Origin of the sequence: Aeromonas sp. HMWF014, assembly GCF_963878295.1 — a bacterium.
Taxonomy (GTDB): domain Bacteria; phylum Pseudomonadota; class Gammaproteobacteria; order Enterobacterales; family Aeromonadaceae; genus Aeromonas; species Aeromonas popoffii.
The window spans coordinates 1-4,280 of the sequence record NZ_CAWNYS010000110.1 but is presented as its reverse complement, the minus strand read 5'-3'; the positions used below and the strand labels follow the sequence as shown (position 1 = coordinate 4,280).

General features: G+C 60.4%; 4 protein-coding genes and 1 riboswitch. Of the genes, 1 reads left to right on the top strand and 3 read right to left on the bottom strand.

Annotated features, from left to right (window positions below; all coding sequences use genetic code 11):
• On the bottom strand, positions 1-966 hold a 966-nt coding region (gene lysC, locus AAC083_RS04295), incomplete at its 3' end, for a lysine-sensitive aspartokinase 3 (protein WP_108535912.1).
• Positions 967-1,055: 89 nt separating this feature from the next.
• A riboswitch (Lysine riboswitch) is annotated at positions 1,056-1,280 on the bottom strand.
• Positions 1,281-1,388: 108 nt separating this feature from the next.
• Positions 1,389-2,717: an amino-acid N-acetyltransferase gene (gene argA / locus AAC083_RS04290; protein WP_108535911.1), complete on the bottom strand. Its 1,329-nt coding sequence runs from the start codon at positions 2,715-2,717 to the stop codon at positions 1,389-1,391.
• 270 nt (positions 2,718-2,987) lie between these two features.
• On the opposite strand from argA, the gene msrA reads away from it, so the two are divergent.
• Positions 2,988-3,620, top strand: coding sequence for a peptide-methionine (S)-S-oxide reductase MsrA (gene msrA / locus AAC083_RS04285; RefSeq protein ID WP_108535910.1), 633 nt, complete (start codon positions 2,988-2,990; stop codon positions 3,618-3,620).
• 366 nt (positions 3,621-3,986) lie between these two features.
• Here msrA and AAC083_RS04280 read toward each other — a convergent pair.
• Positions 3,987-4,280 (bottom strand): DUF3802 family protein (locus tag AAC083_RS04280; protein ID WP_108535909.1); only part of this gene is annotated, 294 nt, incomplete at its 5' end.

Genomic DNA, 4,280 nt, shown 5'->3' with positions numbered 1-4,280 from the left:
GGCGTGGAACATGTTGAGGCTGTGCAGGGTGACCAGCACCTGCTGGCGGCGCAGGGCCACGGCGCGAAACAGCGGGCTGGTGCGGGTGCTGGCACGGATCCAGGTGCCGCCGGCCGCCGGATCCTTGGCCGAGCCGACAAACACGGGTATGTCTTGGCGTACCGCAGGCTGCAGGGTGGCCGGGTGCAGTACCTTGGCGCCGAAGGTGGCCATCTCGGCCGCCTCGACGAAGCTTATTTCGGGGATGGGGCGGGCGCGGGTGACGAGGCGCGGATCCGTGGTGTAGATACCGGGCACGTCGGTCCAGATCTCTATGCTGCTCGCATCCAGCGCTTCGGCAAGCAGTGCTGCGCTGTAATCGGAACCGCCCCGACCCAAGGTGGTGGTGCGACCGTCGGCATCCGAGCCGATGAAGCCCTGGGTGATGATGAGGCTGTCGCCGAGCAGGGGGGCCAACGCCTGCTGGCAGAGGACGCGGGTGGCGGCGAGATCCACGGTCGCCTTGCCAAAGCGGCTGTCGGTGCGCATCAGCTGACGCACATCCTGCCAGTGAGCCTTGACGCCGCGCTGGCGCAGCAGCTCGTGAAAGAGGCGGGTGGACATCTGCTCGCCGCAGGCGATGAGGCGATCGGCCAGCTCGGCATCCGTGTGCTGACTGGCCTGGCGCGCCATGGTGCGGATCTCGCTGAGGGTGGCATGGATCAGGGTACTCACATCGCTTGGGTCGCCCAGCGCCGTCAGTATGGCCTGCTGGATCTCGGCCAGTTTAGCCAGCTGAGCCTCCTGGCCAGCCTCGTCCAGATCGCCCTGGGCCAGTGCCACCAGCAGGTTGGTGACACCGGCGCTGGCGCTTAGGACCACCACCCGGGTGGCCGGATTGGCCAGCACCACATCGGCGCAATGGTTCATGGCTGCGGCATTGGCGACACTGGTTCCGCCAAACTTGGCGACATTGATCGGGCTCATTGCTTACTCCTGTCTTAATTGAAAAATCTGGATCCATCGGGCAAAAAGAGAGGAGGAGGCTGAAAATGGCAGGAATCAGAGAAGCTATCCCGGCCAGAAGCACTCCACCTGCAGAGCCCATCCCGTACCAGCCCCTTGTGGGGCTCGGTGGGGGATGACCACTACCGATGACAGCCCGGGGGATTCAGCCCCCGCAGCCGACGTTGAGGTATCCAGTTGCCTCACTCGTCTCGGCGCTGCTCCCCCTGACCCAAGTTCATCGGACGCTGGTGTCCTCCCTCGGGCTGCCTGGGCAGCGCTCCTCTTCTGGCTCCACCGCAGGCGGTGGAGTACAATTAGAAATACCCTGCGCTGGATTGCACTGTCAATCGAGATTGTGAAAAAGTTAACAATTGGCGACAACCCGACACAAGATCAATAACTTACGAAATGGTCTTTGACAAAACTTTAGAGCGGCGCTGCCAGTTGTAGAAGTGCTGCCGTTCCACCGGCAGGTCTTCCACCTCCAGTGGATCGAAGCCCCGTTCCCGGAACCAGTGAATGGAGCGGGTGGTGAGCACGAACAAACGGCGAATGCCGAGCCGCTTGGCCCGCTCGGCCACCTTGGCCACCAGCTGATCCCCCCGGTTTGAGTTGCGATACTCGGGGTGAATGGCGACGCAGGCCATCTCCGCCATCGCCTCTTCCATGAAGCAGTAGAGCGCCGCGCAGCCGATGATGAGGCCGTCGCGCTCTATGATGGTGAACTTGTCGATCTCCATCTCCAGCTGCTCGCGGGAGCGGCGTACCAGGATCCCTTCTTCCTCCAGCGGGCGGATGAGATCGAGAATGCCGCCGATATCTTCTATGGTGGCGGCGCGGGCCCGCTCGGCACTTTCCCGTACAATCTGGGTGCCGAGGCCGTCGCGGCTGAACAGCTCCTGCAGCATGGCGCCATCATCCTGATAGCTCACCAGATGGGAGCGGGGCACGCCGCCACGGCAGGAGGCAATGGCCGCGCGCAGGTAGCGGGCGGTACCGGACATATCTTCCCCTGCTTGCTCCAGCTCCACCAGCAGCTCTTCGGCCTGCTCGGGGAAGAGCTCGGAGATGGCCTCGCCATGTCTGTCCATCACCCCTTGAGTGCTGCTGAAACAGATGAGCTTGTCTGCTTTCAGATCCACCGCCACCCGGCGGGCGACCTCTTCCGAGCTCAGGTTGAAGCTCTCGCCGGTGACCGAGCAGCCGATGGGGGAGATGAGCACCAGGCTCTTTTTATCCAGCTGGCGGGTGATCCCCTCCACGTCGATGCGGCGTACCCGACCGCTGTGGCAAAAATCGATGCCATCATCTACCCCCAGCGGCTGGGCGGTGACGAAGTTGCCGCTCACCACGCTGATGCGCGCCCCCTGCATGGGGGTGTTGGCCAGCCCCATGGAGAGCTGGGCGGTGATGTCGTACTGCAGGCCGCCACACACCTGTTTGATGATGGTGAAGCTGGCATCATCCGTGACCCGGATCCGTCTGTGGTACTGGGCCTCGATACCGGCGCGAGCCAGCGCCTCATCATTTTGCGGGCGTGAGCCAAACACCAGCACTAGGCGAATACCCAAGGTCTGTAGCAGGGCGATATCGCTGACGATATTGGCAAAATTGGGGTGGCAGATGGCTTCCCCGCCCATCATCAGCACGAAGGTGGCACCTCTGTGCACGTTGACATAGGGGGTAGACTGCCGAAAGGCATAGACCAGGCTGGGTTCACGTTCACGCACTTGAGGCTTCTTCCATAAAAAAACAGCAATGGGCTCAATATATGAAAATAAATTCACAAATCAAGACTAAATATTGATTTTTACGTTTTTTGCCACCATTTGGGCTGACCGGGGATAAGGGACCCCATCGGGCGATTGCCGGGCGCTGAAGGATGCCGCTACCCCAGCGTGGCTGCGGCCTTGGTTGATCCCGGCTCATAACCTGTTATCTTCGAGACTCCTTTTCGTCAGCTGTGCAATCGCACAGGTTTTTATACAAGGACAGGGTTCATGGAACAGATTATTTCACCGGCAGACGCGCTGCCGGGACGCCGCGAGACGATGGTGATTGGCCAGCAACATGCGGTCAATGGCCACCTGACCCAGGGCCCCTGGCCTGAAGAGATGGCGGTAGCCTGGTTTGGCATGGGCTGTTTCTGGGGTGTGGAGCGCCTGTTTTGGCAACAGCCCGGGGTTTACTCCACCGCAGCCGGCTATCAGGGCGGTGTTACCCAGAATCCGACCTACAAAGAGGTGTGCAGCGGGCTGACCGGCCATGCCGAGACTGTGCAGGTGGTATTTGATCCCAAGGTGATCAGCTACGGCGATCTGCTCAAGCTGTTCTGGGAGCAGCATGATCCGGCCCAGGGTATGCGCCAGGGCGGTGACATCGGCACCCAGTACCGGTCGGTGATCTTCTATGCCGACGAGAGCCAGCATGTCATCGCCCAGCAGAGCATGGCGGCCTATCAGCAGGCCATGATGGCCAGTGGTGACAGCCGCGCCATCAGCACCCGCATCTTGCCGCTGGCGCCCTTCTATTACGCAGAGGATTACCATCAGCAATATCTGGAGAAGAACCCGGAAGGGTATTGCGGACTGGGTGGCATAGGTGTCTGTTTGCCGCCGAGCCTGACTCGCTAAGAGGCTGTGCCGCGTTCGACAACGCCCTGTTTGCCATATGAAAAAGAGCCGCATTTGCGGCTTTTTTTGGCGGTCAGGTAGCGCTGAACAAGCTGAGTGTCAGCGCAGTGAAAAAATCGTAAAAAAAATGGGTCATGGCCGGGAACTAAAGCGGATCGACCTTGCCTAACTGGGTAGCTTCCAAGGATGGAAGCCAAGACCAGACACATTTCTTGCCTCGATATTCATTAAAAGTCATTGAAAAGCTTGATGAGTTGAAATGATAGCAAGCAGGGCTGCCCGTGAAGGCGGCCCTTTTCATTTGTGCTGTTGGCGGGGATATTCGGCGCCCGAGTGCGCGCCACGGCGACAAGCTGTCTCGACGGGTTAGCTGATGGCGCCGTCAAACAGGTTCTTGATGAGATCGATGAACTCTTCGAGAAAGGCTTGCTGGGGCGGGGTCGGGGCGCGCAGCCAGACGGCGGAGAGCACCTCTTCCAGATCGGCGACCACGGCATCGGCTTCTTGCATGATCATGAAGCGCAACTTGGGATCGAGCTGCGGGTTCTGTTCGCAGATGGCCATCAGGTTGCCAGCGACCCGGCTGCTCACCAGATCTTCGATGGTCTGTTCACCACTGCTCTGTTGCTGGGCTTCAAACAGTCCCAGACTCTCCACCAG

Bases quoted from the DNA above. Each gene is read 5' to 3' on its own strand.
- msrA (WP_108535910.1), top strand. From the start codon at position 2,988: ATGGAACAGATTATTTCACCGGCAGACGCGCTGCCGGGACGCCGCGAG.